This is a genomic window from Olleya marilimosa CAM030 (genome assembly GCF_000518485.1).
Taxonomy (GTDB): domain Bacteria; phylum Bacteroidota; class Bacteroidia; order Flavobacteriales; family Flavobacteriaceae; genus Olleya; species Olleya marilimosa.
In genome coordinates this window covers 669,580-691,442 of record NZ_JADR01000001.1, presented here as the reverse complement: position 1 = coordinate 691,442, position 21,863 = coordinate 669,580, and the positions used below count along the sequence as shown (strand labels likewise).

20 protein-coding genes and 1 riboswitch are annotated in these 21,863 nt (G+C 31.2%); of the genes, 9 read left to right on the top strand and 11 right to left on the bottom strand.

All coding sequences use genetic code 11. The features are described 5' to 3' along the window. Nucleotides 1–106 precede the first annotated feature (106 nt). The 4 genes from M890_RS0103375 (at nt 107) to M890_RS0103360 (ending at nt 4,018) form a co-directional block, all read left to right on the top strand. Nucleotides 107–613: a peroxiredoxin-like family protein gene (locus tag M890_RS0103375; protein ID WP_028282173.1), complete on the top strand. Its 507-nt coding sequence runs from the start codon at nt 107–109 to the stop codon at nt 611–613. A 134-nt stretch (nt 614–747) separates the two neighbouring features. Then, nucleotides 748–2,145, top strand: coding sequence for an NAD-dependent succinate-semialdehyde dehydrogenase (locus tag M890_RS0103370; protein ID WP_028282172.1), 1,398 nt, complete (start codon nt 748–750; stop codon nt 2,143–2,145). A gap of 285 nt (nt 2,146–2,430) precedes the next feature. Further along, the gene (locus M890_RS0103365; RefSeq protein WP_028282171.1) at nt 2,431–3,690 is read left to right on the top strand and encodes a DUF2130 domain-containing protein; all 1,260 of its coding nucleotides are present in this window, start codon (nt 2,431–2,433) and stop codon (nt 3,688–3,690) included. Between the two features lie 136 nt (nt 3,691–3,826). After that, complete coding sequence (locus M890_RS0103360) at nt 3,827–4,018, top strand: cold-shock protein (RefSeq protein ID WP_028282170.1); 192 nt, start codon at nt 3,827–3,829, stop codon at nt 4,016–4,018. A 195-nt stretch (nt 4,019–4,213) separates the two neighbouring features. Here the strand turns inward: M890_RS0103360 and M890_RS0103355 are convergent, their stop codons facing one another. From M890_RS0103355 to M890_RS0103310, 9 genes are all read right to left on the bottom strand, one after another. Continuing rightward, entirely contained in the window at nt 4,214–5,011 is a 798-nt protein-coding gene (locus tag M890_RS0103355; RefSeq protein WP_028282169.1) for a type 1 glutamine amidotransferase domain-containing protein, read from the bottom strand. 109 nt (nt 5,012–5,120) lie between these two features. Continuing rightward, nucleotides 5,121–6,281, bottom strand: coding sequence for an iron-containing alcohol dehydrogenase (locus M890_RS0103350; RefSeq protein WP_028282168.1), 1,161 nt, complete (start codon nt 6,279–6,281; stop codon nt 5,121–5,123). A 21-nt stretch (nt 6,282–6,302) separates the two neighbouring features. Further along, nucleotides 6,303–7,298, bottom strand: coding sequence for an NADP-dependent oxidoreductase (locus M890_RS0103345; protein WP_028282167.1), 996 nt, complete (start codon nt 7,296–7,298; stop codon nt 6,303–6,305). 12 nt (nt 7,299–7,310) lie between these two features. Then, nucleotides 7,311–7,943 (bottom strand): NAD(P)H-dependent oxidoreductase, encoded by a 633-nt coding sequence (locus M890_RS0103340; RefSeq protein ID WP_028282166.1) that lies wholly within the window; start codon nt 7,941–7,943, stop codon nt 7,311–7,313. Between the two features lie 16 nt (nt 7,944–7,959). After that, nucleotides 7,960–8,625 carry an NAD(P)H-binding protein gene (locus M890_RS0103335; RefSeq protein WP_028282165.1) on the bottom strand — a complete coding sequence of 222 codons (666 nt, stop codon included), beginning with the start codon at nt 8,623–8,625 and terminating at the stop codon, nt 7,960–7,962. Nucleotide 8,626: 1 nt separating this feature from the next. Next, nucleotides 8,627–9,211, bottom strand: coding sequence for a TetR/AcrR family transcriptional regulator (locus tag M890_RS0103330; RefSeq protein ID WP_028282164.1), 585 nt, complete (start codon nt 9,209–9,211; stop codon nt 8,627–8,629). 139 nt (nt 9,212–9,350) lie between these two features. Next, nucleotides 9,351–10,553, bottom strand: coding sequence for a sensor histidine kinase (locus tag M890_RS16980; protein ID WP_028282163.1), 1,203 nt, complete (start codon nt 10,551–10,553; stop codon nt 9,351–9,353). A gap of 276 nt (nt 10,554–10,829) precedes the next feature. After that, complete coding sequence (locus M890_RS0103320) at nt 10,830–12,143, bottom strand: Na+/H+ antiporter NhaC family protein (protein ID WP_028282162.1); 1,314 nt, start codon at nt 12,141–12,143, stop codon at nt 10,830–10,832. Between the two features lie 48 nt (nt 12,144–12,191). Then, nucleotides 12,192–12,290, bottom strand: a riboswitch (SAM-I-IV-variant riboswitch). 179 nt (nt 12,291–12,469) lie between these two features. Next, nucleotides 12,470–13,210 (bottom strand): hypothetical protein, encoded by a 741-nt coding sequence (locus M890_RS0103310; RefSeq protein WP_028282161.1) that lies wholly within the window; start codon nt 13,208–13,210, stop codon nt 12,470–12,472. A 643-nt stretch (nt 13,211–13,853) separates the two neighbouring features. Here M890_RS0103310 and egtB point away from each other — a divergent pair. The 3 genes from egtB to M890_RS0103295 are packed head-to-tail and all read left to right on the top strand — an operon-like array spanning nt 13,854 to nt 16,621. Then, nucleotides 13,854–15,017: an ergothioneine biosynthesis protein EgtB gene (gene egtB, locus M890_RS0103305; protein WP_316929343.1), complete on the top strand. Its 1,164-nt coding sequence runs from the start codon at nt 13,854–13,856 to the stop codon at nt 15,015–15,017. A 3-nt stretch (nt 15,018–15,020) separates the two neighbouring features. Then, complete coding sequence (locus tag M890_RS0103300; protein WP_028282159.1) at nt 15,021–15,968, top strand: L-histidine N(alpha)-methyltransferase; 948 nt, start codon at nt 15,021–15,023, stop codon at nt 15,966–15,968. Continuing rightward, nucleotides 15,965–16,621 (top strand): aspartate/glutamate racemase family protein, encoded by a 657-nt coding sequence (locus M890_RS0103295; RefSeq protein WP_028282158.1) that lies wholly within the window; start codon nt 15,965–15,967, stop codon nt 16,619–16,621. Before M890_RS0103300 ends, M890_RS0103295 begins: the two co-directional genes overlap by 4 nt. A 22-nt stretch (nt 16,622–16,643) precedes the next feature. Here the strand turns inward: M890_RS0103295 and M890_RS0103290 are convergent, their stop codons facing one another. Next, on the bottom strand, nt 16,644–17,543 hold the full coding sequence (locus M890_RS0103290) for an EamA family transporter (RefSeq protein ID WP_028282157.1): 900 nt from the start codon (nt 17,541–17,543) through the stop codon (nt 16,644–16,646). Nucleotides 17,544–17,974: 431 nt separating this feature from the next. Between M890_RS0103290 and M890_RS16345 the strand changes: the two genes are divergently transcribed. After that, nucleotides 17,975–19,837: an OmpA family protein gene (locus M890_RS16345; protein ID WP_028282156.1), complete on the top strand. Its 1,863-nt coding sequence runs from the start codon at nt 17,975–17,977 to the stop codon at nt 19,835–19,837. Nucleotides 19,838–19,955: 118 nt separating this feature from the next. On the opposite strand, the gene thiE is transcribed toward M890_RS16345, so the two are convergent. Continuing rightward, nucleotides 19,956–20,600 (bottom strand): thiamine phosphate synthase, encoded by a 645-nt coding sequence (gene thiE / locus M890_RS0103280; RefSeq protein ID WP_036597057.1) that lies wholly within the window; start codon nt 20,598–20,600, stop codon nt 19,956–19,958. A 226-nt stretch (nt 20,601–20,826) separates the two neighbouring features. Between thiE and M890_RS0103275 the strand changes: the two genes are divergently transcribed. Continuing rightward, nucleotides 20,827–21,834: an LLM class flavin-dependent oxidoreductase gene (locus M890_RS0103275; protein ID WP_028282154.1), complete on the top strand. Its 1,008-nt coding sequence runs from the start codon at nt 20,827–20,829 to the stop codon at nt 21,832–21,834. Nucleotides 21,835–21,863: the final 29 nt, after the last annotated feature.

The following is a 21,863-nucleotide window of genomic DNA, read 5'->3' as shown; positions in this document are numbered from 1 at the left end:
GCATACATTATTGTGACCTTTGTTTAAAACAATTTCAAACCAATTAATTATAAAACGCTATCCAAATAGCAACACGTTTTTGATTAATTATAAAACATAAAAAGCTGTGATTAAACCAAGAGAAAAAGCACCAGAATTACAAATCAAATTAGTTAACGATACCACATGGAAATTAAGCGATCAATCGCCAGAAAATTTCACATTAGTATTATTTTATAGAGGTAAACATTGTCCTGTTTGCAAGAGTCAATTAGAAGAGCTTCAAAAAAAGTTAGATAAATTTACAGATAGAGGCGTAAATGTCATTGCCATCAGTTCGGATACAGAAGACGTTGCAAAAGCAACACATAACGAGTGGGATATTTCAAACATTCCGTTAGGTTACGATTTTTCAATTGAGGAAGCTAGACAATGGGGATTATTTATTTCTTCAGGAATTAAAGAAGAACCAGAATTATTTACAGAACCTGGACTATTTTTAATAACTCCAGATCAAACCGTGTATTGGGAATCTATCCAATCCATGCCATTTGGAAGACCAAGTTTTAATGATGTTTTAGGTGGTATTGACTACATACTAAAAGCGGATTATCCTGCTAGAGGAGAAGCCTAAAACCTTTAAATTAAATAAAATTTAATCCAACAACACGATTAGCCTTTCATTAAAGGCATTCAAAACACGCTTATTCATATTACAATCCAACTTGGACATTGCTAAGCGTATCACTAACTTAAATATAAATTTACATGAGTAATACCACAGATCAAGGATTTAAAACTATAAATCCAGCAACAGAACAAACAATAAAACATTACGAATACATGACAGCAGACCAAGCTATTAAAGCTGTGGACAATTGTCATGAAGCTTTTTTAGAATGGAAACTAAAACCGTTAGAAGAGCGTGCTACAATTATAAAAGCAGTAGGTAAAGCATTAATGGATGTTCAGGACGAGTATGCCGAATTAATGACTCAAGAAATGGGTAAATTAGTGAGTCATAGTCATGATGAAATCGAGCTTTGTGCAGGAATTTGCGAATACACTGCAACCGAAGGTGTTAAACAACTACAAGACGAAGTTCGTACCATGGAAAATGGCGGAAAAGGAATTATCCAACAAGCACCTTTAGGTGTTATTTATGGTATCCAACCATGGAATTTCCCCTTATATCAAGCCATTCGTTATGCAATAGTAAATCTAATGGCAGGAAACGGAGTGTTATTAAAACACGCTAAAAACGTTACAGGATCTGCATTAAAACTTAAGGACGTTTTTGAAAAAGCAGGATTACCTAAAAACCTATTTACGGTCTTAATTATAGATCACGAAACATCAGATAAAATTATCGAACATAAAGCAGTTAGAGGTGTTACGCTAACAGGAAGCTCTAAAGCTGGTGAGTATGTAGCACAAAAAGCAGCCAAAGTCTTAAAAAAGACAGTCTTAGAGTTAGGTAGTAATGATGCCTATTTAGTATTAGACGATGCAGATATAGATTTAGCAGTGCAAACAAGCATACAAGGACGTACGTACAACAACGGAGAAACGTGTGTAGCTGCAAAACGTTTTATAGTGGTAGATAAAGTGTACGACCAATTTAAAGAGGCTTTTGTTAAAGGAATGAAAGACATTAATTTTGGAGACCCAATGGACAAAGATTCTAAATTAGGACCTATGGCTAGAAAAGACTTGAGGGACAAAATTCACCAACAAGTAGAAGACAGTGTTGCTAATGGAGCAACCATTTTATGTGGTGGTACAATTCCTGAGGTTACAGGATATTATTATCCTTCAACCGTTTTAGGCGACGTTAAACCAGGACAACCAGCATATAGCGACGAGTTATTTGGACCTGTTGCTTCACTAATTAAAGCAAAAGATAACAAGGATGCAATGCGAATAGCTAATGACAGTCGTTTTGGACTTGGAGGCGGAATATTTAGTAAAGACGAAGACAAAGCCATCCAATTAGCAAAAGACCATTTTGATACAGGAATGATAAACATAAACTCTTACGGATTAGCGCATCCAAACATGCCATTTGGAGGAATTAAAGACTCTGGTTATGGACGTGAACATGGTGGATTTGGTATCAGAGAGTTTGTAAATTCTAAATCTATAATGTTGAATAATAGCAAATAAATTATAATAGCGCAACAGCTATTGTATATCAAAGATCAAGTTGAAAAGCTTGGTCTTTTTTTTGTTTTATTGTGAAATTTTAATGTTGAGGTTTGAATTAAGAATGATAGCAAAAGTTTTTTCAATCCTTTTCATTAAAATCCCTATGTATTTTGTAGTTTTAATTTTTCTACACAACTAAAAATATTGTCAATTTTGCTTAATCTAAATTGAAAAAAATAATATAAATCATAGGTAGAATTTAATCTCTAAAAATTTCTTATTTAAGAGAAAATTTGAATTAAAATGAAAAACGAAAATCAAATAAAATGTCCTAATTGTGGGACTTCCATAGATGTTCAAGATATTTTAGCACATCAATTAGAAGAGGAAATAAAACAAAAGTATCAGTCGCAAATAGCTGCCGAGAAAAAACGATACGAGAGTCAGCAAGAGCAACTTAAACAAGAGAAGTTAGATTTTGAACAAAAGAAAAAGCGTGAGAATGTGTTATTTCAAGAACGTTTAGAAAATCAGCTTAAAGAAGATAAAAAGGAAATTGAAGCAAAGCTAAAGCTTAAGTTAAAGGAAGAGCAATCGGACCAGTTTGCAGCTTTACAAAAAGAGTTAAACGAAAAGTCAGAACAAGTCAAAGAGTTAAACCGATCCAAAGCTGAAATTGAAAAGCTTAAAAGAGAAAAAAGTGAGCTTAAAGAAGCTGCTGAGGCGGAAGCACAAAAAAAGCTGAACGAGATTTTGATTGCTGAAAAGGAGAAGATTAAAAAATCTGAGGAAGACAAAAACGAATTGCGTTTTAAAGAAATGCAAAAGCAATTGGAAGACCAGAAAAAGCTAACCGAAGAAATGAAACGTAAGCAGGAGCAAGGCTCCATGCAATTACAAGGTGAAGTGCAAGAGTTAGCAATAGAAGAGTGGTTAGCAGCTCAGTTTCCGTTAGATACTATCGAGGAAATTAAAAAAGGTGCTAGAGGTGGAGACTGTATTCAAATTGTACATACCAGAACCGAGCAAAACTGTGGTACTATCTATTACGAGAGTAAACGCACAAAAGATTTTCAGCCTAGCTGGATAGAAAAATTTAAAGCAGACATTAGAGATAGAGGAGCCAATATTGGTGTATTAGTGACTGAGGTTATGCCTTCCGATATGGACCGAATGGGTTTAAAGGATGGTATTTGGATTTGTAATTACGACGAGTTTAAAGGCTTGTGTGCTGTGTTAAGAGAGGGAATTTTACAAGTTAATAACGCTATTATCACTCAAGAAAACAAAGGTGATAAAATGGACTTATTATATGATTACCTAACTAGTAATACCTTTAGAATGCAAATTGAAGCAATTGTGGAAGGTTTTACACAAATGAAGTCTGATTTAGAGAGCGAAAAACGATCGATGCAACGTATTTGGAAGCAAAGAGAGAAGCAAATTGAAAAAGTTGTGACTAATACGATAGATATGTATGGTTCTATTAAAGGAATTGCTGGAAACGCAATACAATCTGTAAAAGCTTTGGAGTTGCCTGGTTTTGATGAAGATGACGACTAATTATTACTATTATTTACACTATGTTTTGAGTTTATTTAATTGAAAATCAAATAATAAATGAGATTTATGAGTCATTATCTAATTAATGGCACTATACTTGCATAATATTAAGTATTAATAAATAAATTACATTACAATGAGTAAAGGAACAGTAAAATTTTTCAACGACACAAAAGGATTTGGTTTTATCACTGAAGAAGGAGTAGACAAAGATCATTTTGTACACATTTCTGGATTAATCGACGAGATTAGAGAAGGAGATGAGGTTGAATTTGACTTACAAGAAGGAAACAAAGGATTAAACGCAGTTAACGTAAAAGTTATCTAAGATATATATTCAGTACAATTCAAGAAAAAAGGTTGCCTATAAAGGCAGCCTTTTTTTATGCGCTTAATTTAAGATCTATTAAAACTAAGGACTGAAAAGGTTTAGACGTCTAATAGATTTATTTTGGCATAAAATTACTAACAAAAAAAGGTTGTCCATTTGGACAACCTTTTTTAATAGATTATAAAGCGAAGCTTATCTTAAGCTTTCTAATAATTTTTCTGCAACTAACTCAGACGATGCTGGGTTTTGTCCAGTAATTAAATTACCATCTTGAATAGCGTATGCTGCCCAATCTTCTTTTTTAGAGTAGATTCCTCCATTTTCATTTAACATGTCTTCCACTAAAAATGGAACAACGTCTGTTAATCCAACAGCAGCTTCTTCAGAGTTTGTAAATCCTGTTACTTTTTTACCTTTAACTAATGGTTCACCATTTGATCCTTTAACACCTTTTAATGCAGCAGGAGCGTGGCAAACAAATGCTACAGGCTTCTCTTGAGTATTAAATTTTTCGATTAAGGCAATAGATGTTGCATCGTTTGCTAAATCCCATAATGGTCCATGACCTCCTGGATAAAATACAGCATCAAAATCGTCTGCATTCATGTCTGATAATTTATGTGTATTAGCAATTAATGCTTGTGTTGCTTCGTCTTTGTTGTAACGCTCAGTATCTTCAGTAGCAGCATCTGGTGAGTCACTACTTGGATCTATTGGAGCTGCACCTCCATTTGGAGTGGCAATAGTAATTTTAGCACCTTTGTCTAATAATGTGTAAAATGGATTTGCGAATTCTTCAACCCAAAATCCTGTTTTTTTTCCTGTATCTCCTAATTTATCGTGAGATGTTAATACAAATAATACGTTCATTTCTTTTTCTTTTTTAGTTTCTGTTTTTACTTCTGAAACGTTTTCAGAAGGTGTTTTGTCCTTACAGCTAGTTGCTGTAATGATGGTTAGCGTTAAGGCCAATGTTTTTATTAAATTCATATTAATAAAACTGAGTATATTTAATTATCATATCAGTTTGAGTGCAGTTAAAAACCTTAGAATTTTTGCTGTTATAGCACTTTAACTACACCCAAAAATGATAGTATGTTTAGTATGCCATTTTTACAATTTTTTCTACTTTATCTGGAGATAGGTCTTGGTGTTCTCCTAATCCTGTCCATCCACGATCTGTAAAACGTTTTGAGATTTTTTCAGCAGTTCCTTCATAATCGTTAGTGTAATCTGATAATTTAGTATCAATACCTAATTGATGGAAAAAATCTACTGTTTTTTCAATAGCAGCATAGGCTTTATTGTCTGTACTACCTTCAGTAATATTCCAAACACGCTCTCCATATTGCGCTAATTTTTCTTTTTTAGCCTCAAAGTTAAACTTGTAGTGACTTGGAGCAATTACAGCTAAAGTACGTGCGTGATCAATACCAAACATAGCTGTTAACTCGTGACCCATTGCGTGAACAGCCCAATCTGTTGGTACACCTTTTTGTATTAAACCATTTAAAGCCATAGTACAACTCCACATAAAGTTTGAAGCTGCTTTATAGTCTGTTGGATCTTTTAATACTTTAGGAGCAACCTCTATTAGCGTTTGTAAAATGCTTTCGGCAAAGCGGTCTTGTAGTAACGCACCAATTGGATAAGTCATGTATTGTTCTAACACGTGTGTAAACGCATCAGTTAATCCATTGGCTAATTGACGTTCTGGAATAGACGTTATCACTTGAGGATCTAATATTGAAAACTCAGGAAATAATCCAGGTCCACCCATTGCAAGCTTTTCTTTAGTTTCTTCACGTGTGATTACTGCTCCAGAATTCATTTCAGATCCTGTTGCTGGTAAGGTTAATACGGTTCCAAAAGGCATGCCTTTTTCGGTTCTGATATTTTTAGTTAAAATATCCCAAGGAGTATCGCCATCGTACACAGCAGCTGCAGATAAAAATTTAGTTCCGTCAATTACAGAGCCACCACCAACTGCTAGTAAATACGTAATGTTTTTGTCTTTAATTACTTTTAAAGCCTCCATTAGCGTTGCATATTCTGGATTTGCAGGAATACCTCCAAACTCAGTGACATCAACATCTGCTAAAGCAGTTTTTACTTGGTCGTAAATTCCGTTTTTCTTGATACTTCCTCCACCATAAAGCAATAATACTTTGGCATCTGCAGGAATTTCTTCTTTTAATTTTTCTATGGTATCCTTTCCAAAAATAATTTTGGTAGGATTTTTAAACTCAAAATTGTTCATCTTCTTTTTCTTTTTTGGTTATTATATTTTTACAATCATTTTCCCTTTGTTTTTACCTTCAAATAAATCGATAAAAGCTTGAGGAATATTATCAAAACCATCAACGATAGTTTCGGTATAGGTTAACTTACCTTCGTTTAACCAAACAGCTAATTTTTGAATCGCTTCTGGGAATTTTTCGGCATAATTAGACACAATAAAACCTTGCATTAAGGCACTATTTTTTACTAAAAATGGCTGTACGCTTAGGCTAGTAGGTAATTCAGTTTCATTATAAACCGAAATGGCACCACAAATTATAATTCTTGCAAATTGATTTATACTGAATAAAACCGCATCCGAAATTGGTCCACCAACATTATCAAAATACACATCCACACCATTTGGCGCAGCTTCTGCAATAGCAGATTTCATATCTTTAGTGGTGTTATAATTGATACCTTCATCAAAACCGAATTTAGTTTTTAGCATCTCGATTTTTTCATCTGTACCAGCAATACCAATAACGCGCAAGCCTAGTATTTTTGCTATTTGTCCAACAACACTACCAACAGCTCCTGCAGCTCCAGACACCACAATAGTTTCACCTTTTTTAGGTTTTCCTATTTCGGTAAGTCCTAAGTACGCTGTTAAACCTGTCATACCTAATACACCTAAATAGGTGCTTAAAGGAGCTTTTTCTGGATCCACTTTATTTAGACCTTCGCCATCAGACACTTGTTGTGTAGACCAATTTAGCATACCCGAAACGTAATCTCCAACTTGGAATTTTTCGTTTTTAGATTCTAAAACTTTAGCCACAACACCAGAGTGCACAGGTTGGTTTAACTTAAAAGGAGGAACGTAAGATTTTGCATCGCTCATTCTTCCTCTTAAATATGGATCAACCGAAACATAGGCTGCTTCTAATAAAATCTCTCCATCTGAAATGGTTAGCGTTTTATCTTCTTCTACAAATTCAAAATTTGAAAGTGTAGGTTTTCCTTGAGGTCTATTATTTAATACAATAGTTTTCATTGTTGATGTTTTTTAATCAATTACGGTTACCATATCTTCCATAGGTTTTCTAACCTTTACAAGATTTACTAACCAATCTTCATCTTCTTTTCTATAACCAATTGGTAATAATACTGCACTGCGTAAACCTTTTTCGCGCAAGCCTAATATTTGGTCTACAGCTTCCGGATCAAAACCTTCCATTGGAGTTGCATCTACACCTTCAAAAGCACAAGCAGTTAATGCTTCAGCAAAAGCTATGTAAGCCTGTTTTGCAGCGTGATTAAAGTTTTCTTCAGCATCTTTTTGAGGATAAGAGTTTAATAACATTTGACGGTAGTTTTCCCATCCTTCGTTTTCAAAACCTCTAATTTTATTTGTTAAATCAAACATATAGTTGATACGCTCTGGCGTGTAAGTATCCCAAGCAGCAAATACAAGTAGGTGAGAACAATCAGTAACTACAGATTGATTCCAAGCTACAGGTTTAATCTTCTCTTTAACGTCTTGGTTTTTTACAACAAATATTTCAAAAGGTTGTAAACCTGATGATGTAGGAGCTAAGCGTGCAGCTTCTAAAATACGTTCTACTTTTTCTTCTGGTACGACTTTACCATTCATTGCCTTAGCAGCATATCTCCAATTTAATTTGTCTAATAATTCCATAGTTTTAATTTTTATTTTAGTTGTTTTTTGTAATACGTTGTATTGCGTCTGATGTTATAATAGTTTTAGCATGATTAGTGCTATTAGCTAAGTTTAACATGGCTTGTGCAATGGTTTCTGGTTGAATAATTTTATATTTTTTTAAAGCACCAATAAATAGCGGTTTTAAGGCTTCAAATATTGAGATTCCTATTTTTTCAAGTGTGCGTCTCTCTTCGCGTTGTCCTCCAATTAATGAAGGTCTTAAAATAAAGGTTCGGTTGATGTCTTGATTTAGGACCTCTTGCTCCATTTCGCCTTTAGTTTTATTATAAAATATTGAACTGTTAGCATTTGCTCCCATTGCAGATATTACCACAAATGTATCTATAGCATTAGCTTTTGCTAATTTTGCAGCAGTCACTGGAATGCCATAATCTATTTTTTTGTAAAGTGTTTTATCTGGTGTTTTACTTTTAGTGGTACCAATACAACAATACACTTGATGTGCAGTAAAGTCGTCTTTAAAATCCTCTAACTTTAGTAAATCTCCTATATACTGAGTTACTTTGCTAGGTAATCCTTCTATTTTTGATCTTGAAAATAATTTGATACTTGAATAATCTTGATCATCTATTAACTTTTGAAGTAAAATACCTCCAGTTAAACCTGTTGCTCCTAATATTATTGCTGTTTTATTCATTCTATTGACACACTTTTATGCTGCTCCAAGCAGATTGATAAGCTTCTTCTAGATGTCTTTCATCTAGCTGAAAATCGCCTCTTTTTTGAATAATCATTAAAAAGGATAATGGGTTTATGGAATAAGCATACAGTAAGTAGTCAGACATTGGTTTAATAATGCCTTCTTTTTTTCCGCGAGCCCAAAGGTCTAATAACGGTTGTAGATGCATTATACCTTGTTGTCTGCTTTGATCGTCAATCATTGGTGTGTTGTCACATTGTGCTAAAAACATTGCATTTTCGCACTCTTTAAGCTTAAAATCTGCAATACGTTTCCAGATTAACTCAAAACCTGCTTCAACAGACATTTTTGGATCGTAAGTCGCAAAGGCGTATTTGGTATATTCAGCCTTAACATCAATGTAAGTTTGATTAACTAAATCCTGCTTATTTTCAAAATATAAATAAATTGTAGCAGGAGAGACGTTAGCCATTTTAGCTATTTTACTCATTGGTGTTGCATGAAAACCGTTGTTGTTTACCAGCTCGATTGTTGCTTTTACCAATGCGTTACGTTTATCTATGCTTTTTTGAAGTTTAGCCATTTTGTTTTATATCTGATACAAAGATATGTAAAAATGAACGTTCATTCTTTTTCTTTAACAAAGATTTATATTTTACCGAAAATCATAAAATTAACTTATGCTAACAACGATGAATAGGTGAGTGCAAAGTAGATAGAAACTATTTTAAAATGGTAAATATAAATGAGGATCCTTTGTTAATCTCAGAATTTGCTTCAATGGTACCTCCTAATTTGCTAACTAGTTTGCTGACAATTGGTAATCCTAGACCAGCACCTTCATTACCATATTTATCTGTCTTGGATAGTTTGACAAATATTTTGAAGATTTTTTCTAAGTACTCTTTTTTAATTCCTGGTCCATTATCGCTAACATTAAATCTGTAATGAGTATCTGTTTCAGAAATATCAATGTTGACATTTACGGTTGGTTTATCAGTATATTTTTCGGCATTATTAATAAGGTTGGTTAAAATTTGACCAACAATGACTGAATTGATATGTAATTTTTTTAAAGTTGTGGAAAAGCTTAGTTTTAAAATTTGATCGTTAGCATAATAATCCAAAATATCTTTTTTAAAGGCTGTAATCGTAAGATCTTCTTTAAGGTCTGAAAGTTGGTCTAACTTTGTGCTATATTCCATTAAACGGTCTAAAAATTTATACGATTGTTCTGTAGATTTTATAATCAAGTCAATAATGTTAATGCCTTTAGAGTCAATTTTGTCTTTATAATCGGCTAAAAACATGCCTGCTAAATTAGATATATTTGATAAAGGAGATTTTATATCATGGGATGCTGCATAAGCAAATTGCTCTAAATCTGAATTTTTTTCTTCCAATTGCGTCACTAAATCATTTAGTTTAAAATTCTTTTTTCTTAAAGCTAGTAGGTTTACGACTTGTTTAGATAAGGCAGTTAAAGCTTCATTTTGACTATCTGACAATACTCTTGGTTTAGAATCAATAACGCATAAAGTACCCAATGGTAAGCCATTTGAGGATTTTAGAGGGACACCTGTATAAAAAATTACTTTTGGTCCTCCAACAACTAAAGGATTATCAACAAAGCGTTGGTCTTTTCTAGCGTCTTCAACAATTAGCGCATTATCTTTATCATTAATTGCGTGACCACAAAAGGATAGGTCTCTGGGGGTTTCTGTAGCTTCTAAACCAAAACTTGATTTAAACCATTGTCTATCATTATCCACAAGACTAATTAATGCAATTGGCACATCACATATTTGGGCAGCGATTTTAGTCAAACCATCATAATCTTGATCAGGTAAAGTGTCTAAAATATTATACGATTTTAATTCTGCTAACCGTTCAGCTTCTTTTATGTGTTTTTTTGGAGCAATCATAAACTAATGGTGTTTATATGCAATATACTATTTTTTTGAAATTAATAATTTTAAATACACTAGATTGAAATTAAGTTTTAGAAACAATTGATATCGATTTAGTAGCCTACAGAAAACTATTTATTTTTAATACAAATTTAGTAGAATGTTTTAAAAATAATATTGATTTATTAAATTGGAATAAAGATGCTTTTTGTTTACCATGACCTGAATGTTACATAGAATATTTAAAGAGATTAATGTAGTATTAATTTTTAATAATGTATTGATATATAGTTAAATGAGATTTGTTTTTAAAACAAAAGGTTTAAACATAATTAATAGTATTGTGTAAATAAATAATAGTAATAAATACCAGGTATTAGATACTAAATCTAAATAATCAATTTTACCATTAGCAAAACTAAGTATCATTAATACTTGTGCACCATAAGGCAAGATTCCTTGGATAATACAGGCAAAAATATCTAAAATTGAAGCAGTTTTTTTGTTATCTAAATGATATTGATCATTGATTGTTTTTGCTATGGGACCAGCTATGATAATAGATACTGTGTTATTAGCAATAGCCATATTAATAGTACCAACCAATGTAGCAATACCTAGCTGAGCTGAGCGTTTACTTTTAATTAAAGTTTTAATTTTATTTAAAATAAAATCAATACCTCCATTTTTTTCAACCAAAGCAGCTAAGCCACCTGTTAAAAGAGATAATAAAAAGATTTCGGTCATGCTAGTAAAACCATTGTATGCAATTTTAGTGGATTCGATTAATGTAAAATCTCCATAAATAATACCTAACAAACCACCAGCAATAACACCTAATAGTAACGTAACAAACACATTAATACCTATTATTGATAATATGATAACTAATAAATAAGGTAAAATTTTAACTACTGAATACGTATAAATGATAGCTTCTGATTTTACTTCTTTTAAGCCAAAACCTTGAACAATTAAAATACCAATAGTAATTAAAGCTGCTGGAAAAGCAATTTTAATATTTTGCTTAAACTTGTCACTCATTTTGCAACCTAAAGACTGTGTTGCAGCAATAGTAGTATCTGAAATAACAGAAAGATTATCTCCAAACATACTACCACCTAATAATGCACCACATAATATACCTAAATCTACGTTGCTTTTATCTGCAAAACCAATCACAATTGGAGCTAAAGCTACTATAGCTCCAACAGATGTACCTGTAGAAACCGATAAAAATCCTGCAATTATAAATACACCAAAATAGATATATTGTATTGCAATATAATCTAGCCCTAAATTAACAATAGCATCTACACTTCCTGTTGCTTTAGTAATGGTAGCAAATGCACCTGCTAATAAATAAATAAGGCACATGGTTAAGATCTTGTCGTCACCACAACCTTTAAGCAGCGTATTTATTTTAGAGGTTATAGATTGTCTAAACATTAAAAACGCCACAATTATACCAACTATAACTGCAATTGGAGCTGGAAGTGCGTAAAAATCGTTTTGATAAATACCTACTCCTAAAAACGTAAATACAAATACGAATAGTGGTATTAATGCTGAAAATTTTGGAGTAATTGTTTTTGAATTTGCCATGTTTCCTTTTCATTTTTTAAAGGAAATAGCAACAAGTAAAAAGAAGTATGAGTTAACATTTGTTCCAATTAATTGGCTTATCTATTTAGCACCTTGCTTGTTATTGCAGGTTGCTATCTCCTTTTATTGAGATTCTTGATAATTAATTTAAGTCGGCAAATGTATAGCATAAAGCCATACCAAAATATTAAAATACGTTAAAATTTCTTAAAAATATAACATCTGTAAATTTTAAAGCTAAAAGAAGAAAAGTAGTATTAGTCTTCTATAAAAATTTTTAAACTCTATTTAAATTGTTACTTGTTTAAAAACATATTAAATAAACTCTAAAAATATTTATTTTTTACATCATCGGGATTAATGATTTTAGTTGTTGTAATAAACTTCATGAAAAGGTATAAAGACATGTAATGACAGAATAATATTAGAACACTAAATGTTTGATTGTATAAAAAATACTCATTTATAGGAGATAAACATAGATTAAAAATAGTTGCTACTCCTGAAGCTAATAAAATAGTAGCATTTTCATAATTATCACTAATATAAATTATAGCAAATGTGATGGAGTATATAAATAAGCATACAGCACAAATTAGAATAAAAATCAAGTTAGAATTGGGCATTTGACCAATTAATAAGTCCACAACAGCATAAATTACATAACCCACTAATAAAACACCTAAAACAACTGATAAAGATAAAAAGGACTTGAGCCTACTTTTAATAAGATATTTTTTAAGTATTAAAGAAAAAAGTATTAAATAGGTTGATGTTAGTAAACTAATGGTATTAAAATATTTATTATAAGCATAAAAACTTATCACGTTAAGAAAAAGAAAAGCTAGTAAAGCTATTATAAATAAAGGGTCTAATTTCTTTTTTACAACACTAAAATACTTAATGATTATTGTTAATATAACAATTGGAGAAATGTAAATTAAATTCTTTTTTTCTTTAAGCGTAATACTTAATATTATTGTAGTTATAAACACTAAAAAAAATAGAAGATCAAAAACAGTCGTGTTTTTCCTAATTTTATATGAGACCAATTTTTTAATACTCATGTTTAATACTCATGTTTAATACTCAAAATTTGTTGTTTGACTATAAATATAGATAAATAGATTAATAAAAATTTAAATTTTCAATTTAGAATCAATCTATAATATGGTTTTACTTAAATTATTGATATTCAGTTTTAATCAATCATAATCAATTTTAGTAAGGCTTAACAATTAGGTTTTATATGTGTTTTAGTATTCAAATTTTTGATCTATTTTTAAAATAACAACTTGTACGAGCTTTAAATTGATTAAAATTTAGTTTTAATCGCAGATGGATATAAATTGCTTTTAGTCCAATTGTTAAAAATAATCACCAAACAGAAATAGATATTCAAAATTCAGGATTGGATTGGACAATTGTTTAAGAAGGTATTTTAAATCATATATGATGTAAATTCAAGTTATAAACAGGCTAAAGGCAGATTAGATAAACCTACATTAAAGATTATAGTAAAACACATAAAAGCACAATTGCATTTTTCAAAACAGATTATTTTAATCGCATACATAAAAATTTCCTGAAAAGTCTATCAATTTTGTAAGAATTGTGGCAGAAAACGACTTAGTGATATAAACACACACACATCAAATTTGGCCATATAATGACCACTACGTTACAATGGATTGTTTAAATTTGATGATAATGGCAAATCTAAATATGAATATTGTAACACATTTTAAACAGGTAAGAGCGCAAACAGTATCGTTTTGCAGTCATTTAAATGTTGAAGATTATTCAATTCAAGTGGTTGCTTTTGCAAGTCCACCAAAATGGCATTTAGCACACACCACTTGGTTTTTTGAAGAGTTTATTTTAAAACAATTTTTACCTGATTATAAAGAGTTTAACAATAATTACAGTTTCCTATTTAATAGTTACTACAATACTTTAGGATCACGCATATTACAATCTAATAGAGGTAATATGTCTAGACCTGTTACTAGTGAAGTATTGGATTATAGAAGTTATGTAGATGAACATGTTTTAAAATTATTAGCTCAAAATTCAAATAAAGAATTAACCAATTTAATCATTTTAGGATTAAACCACGAGCAACAACATCAAGAATTATTGGTTACAGATGTTAAATATATGTTTGGTCACAATCCATTATTTCCGGTTTATAAAAAGGATGAGAACCTTTTAAAAAATCATAATCAATCTAAAGAAACCTTTCAAATAAAGGAAGGTGTTTATGAGATTGGCTATAAAGGAAATGACTTTTGTTACGATAACGAGTTAGGAGTACATAAAGTCTTTATTAATGACTTTGAAATAAACAACTTTTTAGTAACCAATGGAGATTACATTGCATTTATGGAAGCTGGAGGTTATTCAGATTTTAATCTTTGGTTAGACGAAGGTTGGTCTTGGGTAAATAAAAACCAGGTAAATGCACCTTTATATTGGTATAAAATGGACCAAGAATGGCATTACTACACTTTAGCAGGTTTACAACTTGTGGATAAAAACGCCATATTAGGTCATATTAACTTTTATGAAGCTAATGCTTACGCAGAATGGAAAGGGATGCGATTACCAACAGAATTTGAATGGGAAGTCGCTTCTAAAAACCTTGATTGGGGAAAACGTTGGGAATGGACCGCAAGTGCATACCTTCCTTATCCAAACTTTGAGAAAGCAAATGGAGCAGTAGGCGAGTATAACGGAAAGTTTATGAGCAACAAAATGGTCCTTCGTGGCGCATCTGTTGCAACATCACAAAACCATAGCAGGAATACATATAGAAATTTTTTCAGTCCATTAGAGCGCTGGCAATACACAGGAATTAGATTAGTAAAATAATTTATGATAGAACAATTTAAAGAGGCTGTAAACAACGGTTTAAGCGCACCACATAAAAATTTACCATCTAAATATTTTTACAATAAAAAAGGAGATGCGCTTTTTGTTAAAATAATGGGTCTGCCAGAATATTACTTGACTAGAGCAGAGCATGATATTTTTAAAAACCAAACGTCTAATATCATAGCATCTTTAAAATTAGAGAAAGACACCTATTTTGAACTGATAGAATTAGGTGCTGGTAATGGCACAAAAACCAAAGAGCTACTTAAATTGTTAAGCAAAGAAGGTTATAATTTTGATTATTTACCTGTCGATATTTCTCAGAATGCCTTAGATAATCTTGAAAACAATTTAAAAACAGAATTACCCTTTGTTTCAGTTAAAACAAAACAAGGTGATTATTTTGAGGTTTTAGAATCTTTAAAGCATAGTAATCATCCCAAAGTAATACTATTTTTAGGTTCTAATATTGGCAACATGAATGATGCTATTGCATCAATATTTATGCAAAACCTAAGTGCTAATTTAAACTTAGGTGACAAACTATTTTTAGGTGTAGATTTAATAAAACCCGAAGCTATAGTTTTACCAGCTTATAACGACAGTCAAGGTGTCACAGCTGCTTTTAATTTAAATTTATTAGACCGAATTAATAACGAATTACAGGGTGATTTTAACCCAAACAATTTTGTGCATACGCCAACTTATAATGAAAAAGAAGGTATTGCTAAAAGTTACCTAACAAGCATTAAAAACCAAGAGGTATATATTAAGGCTATAGATAAAACCTTTCATTTTGCAAAAGACGAAAAAATTCATTTAGAAATTTCTAGAAAATATAATGATGATATTTTAAATCAGATTATTGCTAACACACAATTTTGTATTAAAAATAAACTAAAGGATAGTAACAACTATTTTGCTAATTACATCCTTGAAATAGTATGAAAACATTAGGATTATTAGGATTAGGAAGTTTTTCAACCTTGTATTATATACAAAAGCTTAACACCTTTTATAATACAAAGTATGGCGGATTTAGTACGTGTCCTTTTAAAATGCTAAATGTAGATTTTAATACCATAAATAATTTACTTCCAAATACTTCTACAGAATTAGATATAATTGTAAAATCATGTATTAAAAACCTAGAAGAACTGCAAATAGACGCTATTTTAATCCCAAATATAACCTTACATGAAACCATTGACAGGTTAAATATTTCAACCAAAATAATTCATCCTATAACCAAAACTATAGCTAAAATACTAAAGAATAAACACGCTAAAGTGACCCTTTTTGGAACAAGACATACCATGCAGTCCGACTATATTAAATCCAAATTTGAAGCGGAAAATATAATGGTTTTGCAACCAAACGTAAAAGAAATGTCTCAAATTGATAATTTAAGAATTTCGGTTTATAATAATCAACAAACCCAAGAGCAATTAATGATTTTTAATAATCTGCTTAAAAAATATACAACAAACGGAGTCGTGGTTTTGGCATGTACAGAGTTGTCTGTAATACAAAATTCCAAAAATAAATTGGTTTATGATATGGCTCAGATTCAGCTTGAAGAAGCTGTAGATTTTATTTAGAGTTTCTAAATATAAACTTTCATTAAGAATATAATATCAAAAAGACACCTAATAAAATCCCAAATAAAGGGATTAGTTTTTTGCGTTTATTTTGTTCTTTAAAGACTATACCTCCAATAACTACAGCTATTATTAATTGACTTCTTTTTATGGCAGACAATAGCATGATTAAAGCGTCTGGATCTTGTAAAGCCTTAAAGTAAAAATAATCTGCAGCTTGTAATAATACTCCAACCGCAATAATAGTCCAACGCCATTTAAACGCTTGACGTTTAGCTTTAAACGGAAACCATGTTATGGATAAGATAACTAGCAAAATTAATATGGTATACCAGCAAAACCAAAACTGTAAAGTTTGTGGGTTTAGGTTTAAACTTTGAATCAAAAATTTATCATACAATCCACTAGAGGCACCTAAAAAAGTAGCACCAACAATAGCAAATATCCACTTATTACTCTTAAATATAATTCCTTCCTTTTTACCAATTCTAGAATATAAGATTACTGAAAAAATTATAAGAAAAAAGCCTATCCATTGCAAAAACTTAGGTGTTTCATTATAAATTATTATGGCGCCAATAAAAGTAAAAAATGGTCCAGCAGATCTTATGGGTGTTACAATAGTTATAGGTAAATGTTTTAAAGCTTGGTAGGCTAATATCCAAGATGCAGCCATAATCATTGATTTTATAACTATAAAACCATGCGTTTGCCAAGGAATACTATTGATATAAAATCCTAAATTTTTGGTTGCCTGCGGAAAAAAAACAGAGCCAATAAAAAAAGGAAGAATAAACAAAAAACCAGAACCTATGGTACCTAAAAGTACAGGAAACACTTCATTACCTTGTACTGCGTGTTTTTTGCATAAGTTATGTAATCCTAAAAAAAGTGCTGCTAATAAGCCTAAATACATCCACATGTTGCGAATATAGTTTTTTAAGAGATTTTGAAATATTAAAATTTAATTTTTAATTTTTTTTCACAGTCAAAAAAAAGAAACTTCAATCAAAATTCTACAATTTAAATTCGATAAGATTTTTACTACAACGGACTTTTTTACTGATAAACGTTTGAGTAGATTTTCTGACTGATATTAAAAACACTTTTTTTAAGTTTTAAGACGAATTTAACTTTTATAGATTTACTAGTTAAGTATTAAAAACATTGGACTTAAAACATATTTATATACAATTATTTAACGATTCAATAATCTTATGCAAAAACATTATTATATCAATAATGCCTAGTTTTGACAGCTATTTATTTAGTTAAAACAATTGTTTTTTATTGATTACAATTGTTGTTAATTTGCCGGCTTAATTAATTTTTAAAATAAAAAATAATTTAAATATGAAACAGTTTTACAACATTTTATCATTAACCCTTATACTAGTATTTAGTATGCAATTTTCTTTTGCACAAAACACAGAAAAGACTTGGTCTTTTGAAACTGGTTTTGCTGCAATTGATGTTTATCCTGTAGGAGAAGATTTTCCTCAAGGTGAATATTTAGACGAATTTTTAAATCTTAACGACCATTGGAATTATGGAGTTTATGTTGGGATTGCAAGAAACTTTAATAACAATTTATCACTTTCTGCTAGAGGTACTTTTAGCGAAATTAGCAAATGGGGTGATTTAGGTGCTGCTGATGAAAGTGTCTTAGTTGATAACCTTAAATATTATGGTTTAGATGCTATGATCAATTATGCTTTTGGTAAAGGAAAATTACAACCATTTTTAGCAGTTGGTGGTGGTTATACTTGGATTGAAGAAGGTCCATATAATACATCTTATGCAGCTAATGGATCTGATTTAGTTGGTGCAGGAACAGCAAATGGTGCTTTAGGTTTACGTTATAACGTTTCTAATAGATTTGGTATTAACTTACAGACCACTTATAAACATTCATTTGAAGACTATTTAACTAAACATTGGGCACACAGTTTAGGTTTAGTTTATAATTTAGGACAAGACACTATTAAAGAAGAAAACAGTACTGATATGTCAGTTACAACTTCTAAAAAAGATAACCGTTGGTCTTTTGAAACTGGTGTAAGCGCTATTGACGTTTATCCTGTTGGAGAAAATGCACCTCAAGGCGATTATTTTGACGAATTTTTTAACCTTAACGATCACTGGAACTTAGGTGTGTATGTTGGTGTTACTAAAAACTTCAACAAAAACTTATCTATTACAGCAAGAGGTACTTTAAACGAGTTAACTAAATGGGGAGATTTAGGAAGTGCAGATGAAAGCGTATTAGTAGACAATCTTAAGTATTATGGTTTAGATGGTATGATTAACTATGCATTTGGTAAAAACGATTTACAACCATTTTTAGCAGTTGGTGGAGGTTATACTTGGATTGAAGAAGGTCCTTATAATACCTCTTATGCAGCAAACGGTTCAGATTTAGTAGGTGCAGGAACTGTTAATGGAGCTGTTGGTTTAAAATATAGCATCAATGATGATTTTGGATTAAACTTGCAAACTACTTATAAGCATGCTTTTAAAGATTACTTACCAAAACATTTTGCACATAGCTTAGGTATCGTGTATAAATTAGGTAATGGAACTGAAAAAGAAGAAGTAAATAATGACACTGATGGAGATGGTGTACCAAACGAGTATGATGTATGTCCAGAAGTTGCTGGAGTAGCTAGTCTTGGTGGATGTCCTGATACTGATGGAGATGGTGTTGCTGATAAAGACGATTTATGTCCAGAAGTTAAAGGTAGCGTTGAATTTGGTGGATGTCCTGATACTGATGGAGACGGTTTCCCTGATAATAAAGATAACTGTCCTGATGTAAAAGGTACAGATAACGGTTGTCCTTTAGTAGTTAAAGAAGTTGAACCTGTTGTTAATCCAATTGAAGGAGAAAGAAAAGTATACTTTGCATATGATAGTGCCGAACTTGATTTAAATGCTAAAATAATATTAGATCAATTAACGTCTAACATGACTAAAGATGCAACTTATAACGTATCTATTGTTGGTCACGCAGATAATAAAGGTGGTGTAAATTATAATTACAATCTTTCTGTAAAAAGAGCTCAGGCTATTAAAGCTTACTTAGTTTCTAAAGGATTAGCTTCAGATACTATTACAACTACAGGAGTAGGAGAGACGCAACCTGCATCTTCTAATACTACTGCAGCTGGTAGAGCAGAAAATAGAAGAGGTGTATTAACTATTAAGATTAACTAATAAGTTAACTTTAATTTCAGCTTATAAAAAAAGCTATCATAATTTTAATTATGATAGCTTTTTTGTTTTATAATATTTAGCTTTTTAATGCGATTTAGTATAGTGTTTTAATAGCTAGTTATTCAAAAGTATGACGTTGCTCTGCTATAACAGATGCTTTTAGTAATTGGTTAAAGGTTTTAATTGAGTCAAAGTTTTTAGTAATCTCAGTTGACACAGCTACACCAGATATACCTGTTTTTAAAATGGCTTCAATATCTGCTGTATTTATACCTCCAACACCTATAACTGGCGTTGTTGTATTTAATACGTCGATAATTGCTGTATAACCTTCTAAACCTAAAATTGGACCTAATTCTGATTTAGTATCAGTAAATCTAAAAGGACCTAAACTAATATAATCAACATCCTGAGCTATTAAAGCTTCACAATCTTGTAAAGTGTTAGCAGTACCACCAATACTTTGCCAAGTATATAAATGTTTTCTAGTAATTGTAGGGCTCACGTCTGATGGACCTAAATGTACACCATCAGCTTTAATTGTTTTAGCTACTTTATAATGGTCATTAATAATTAGTCTAGTTTGAAAATGAGATGTTATCTTTATAACCTCTTCTGCTAATTTTAAAAACTTTTTTTCAGATACATTTTTGTAACGCAATTGTACTAATTCTGCTCCAGAGGTGCATGCCTTCTGGACATTTTCCAAAATTTGTTTAGGGGAATCGCCTTGTGTTATATAATGTAATTTAGGTATAATCATGTATTTAAGACTTATAGTTACAACGATTGACAGGTAAGTAAAGTGCAAAAATACAATTATTATAAAGACCTGAGTGTATCTTATCATACTCAAAATATTATAGTTTTTTATGAAGGCTTTAGCAAAAGTTTAATAGCTGTATTTAGGCTTTGCATTACTAGGTTATGTAACTTTGTAATAGTAATATGTATGGTCTTAATTAGACTTATATTAGCACATAAAATTTATGAATACTCACAAAACATCATATTCTATATTAGATTTGGCGTTAGTATCTCAAGATCACACACTAAAGCAAACCTATACTAACGCGTTACATTTAGCACAACAAGCCGAAAGCTTTGGTTATAAAAGATATTGGTTAGCAGAGCACCACAACTCTACAAATATTGGTAGTACTGCAACCTCCATATTAATTGGTTATGTTGCTCAGGGTACAACTACAATCACCATCGGTTCTGGTGGAATCATGCTACCAAACCATTCTCCTTTAATAGTTGCAGAGCAATTTGGGACTTTAGCAACACTATATCCAAATCGTATAGATTTAGGTTTAGGTAGAGCACCTGGAACAGATCGTGAAACAGCAGAAGCGATTCGGTCTGACTTTATGGAAGCTGCACATGCGTTTCCTAATATGGTAGGACAAATCCAACAATATTTTTCAGTAGATAATGCAACGTCTAAAGTAAGAGCTACAGTAGCAGAAGGTGTCTCAGTGCCTATTTATATTTTAGGATCTAGTACAGATAGTGCACATTTAGCCTCTAAAAAAGGATTACCATATGCATTTGCCAGTCATTTTGCTACAAGCCACTTATGGGATGCTTTGGAAATATATAGAAGTAAGTTTCAACCTTCATCAGTGTTACAAAATCCTTATGTGATTGTTGGATTAAATATTATTATTGCAGATACAGATGAAGAAGCAGAGCGCTTATTTACCTCTTTAATTAGTATGATTGTTGGTTTATTTACAGGTAAAAGACAAGCAGTACAACCACCAACAGATATGACAGAAAATTACAGAGAAATTTTAAAAAATCCACAAGTACATCAAATGCTAAAATATACGTTTGTTGGTAGTAAAAACACTGTAAAGCCTAAAATTAAGGAATTTATGGATCAAACTAAAGCGGACGAGTTTATAGCTGTATCAAATATTTATGATATTAATGATCGTATAAAATCGTATAAGTATTTTGCCCAAATAATGGACGAACTAAACAATTAGTATTGAATGGAACTTTTTCAAAAATAGTT